Origin of the sequence: Streptomyces sp. NPDC002838, assembly GCF_040295365.1 — a bacterium.
Taxonomy (GTDB): Bacteria; Actinomycetota; Actinomycetes; order Streptomycetales; family Streptomycetaceae; genus Streptomyces.
The window spans coordinates 1-1,045 of the sequence record NZ_JBEOVF010000169.1; the positions used below are offsets into that span (position 1 = coordinate 1).

Sequence of the window (1,045 nt, forward strand, 5' to 3'; positions counted from 1 at the left end):
CTACACCCTTACCCCGGGACAACCACCGCCCGGGATGGACTACCTTCCTGCGTCACCCCATCACTCACCTACTACCAGCTCGGGTCACCGGCTCCACCACTTTCCATTCCCCGAAGGGTCCGGAACGGCTTCACGGGCTTAGCATCACTGGATTCAATGTTTGACGCTTCACAGCGGGTACCGGAATATCAACCGGTTATCCATCGACTACGCCTGTCGGCCTCGCCTTAGGTCCCGACTTACCCTGGGCAGATCAGCTTGACCCAGGAACCCTTAGTCAATCGGCGCACACGTTTCCCACGTGTGTATCGCTACTCATGCCTGCATTCTCACTCGTCAACCGTCCACAACTCGCTTCCGCGGCTGCTTCACCCGGCAGACGACGCTCCCCTACCCATCACAGCGCCCGTTGGGGCTCATGCTGCAATGACACGACTTCGGCGGTACGCTTGAGCCCCGCTACATTGTCGGCGCGGAATCACTTGACCAGTGAGCTATTACGCACTCTTTCAAGGGTGGCTGCTTCTAAGCCAACCTCCTGGTTGTCTCTGCGACTCCACATCCTTTCCCACTTAGCGTACGCTTAGGGGCCTTAGTCGATGCTCTGGGCTGTTTCCCTCTCGACCATGGAGCTTATCCCCCACAGTCTCACTGCCGCGCTCTCACTTACCGGCATTCGGAGTTTGGCTAAGGTCAGTAACCCGGTAGGGCCCATCGCCTATCCAGTGCTCTACCTCCGGCAAGAAACACACGACGCTGCACCTAAATGCATTTCGGGGAGAACCAGCTATCACGGAGTTTGATTGGCCTTTCACCCCTAACCACAGGTCATCCCCCAGGTTTTCAACCCTGGTGGGTTCGGTCCTCCACGACCTCTTACAGCCGCTTCAACCTGCCCATGGCTAGATCACTCCGCTTCGGGTCTTGAGCATGCTACTAAAACGCCCTATTCGGACTCGCTTTCGCTACGGCTTCCCCACACGGGTTAACCTCGCAACACACCGCAAACTCGCAGGCTCATTCTTCAAAAGGCACGCAGTCACGA

1 rRNA gene is annotated in these 1,045 nt (G+C 57.4%); it reads right to left on the reverse strand.

Going from position 1 to position 1,045, the window contains the following annotated elements:
- A 23S ribosomal RNA gene (locus ABT063_RS52120) occupies positions 1 to 1,045 on the reverse strand; the annotation flags it as partial.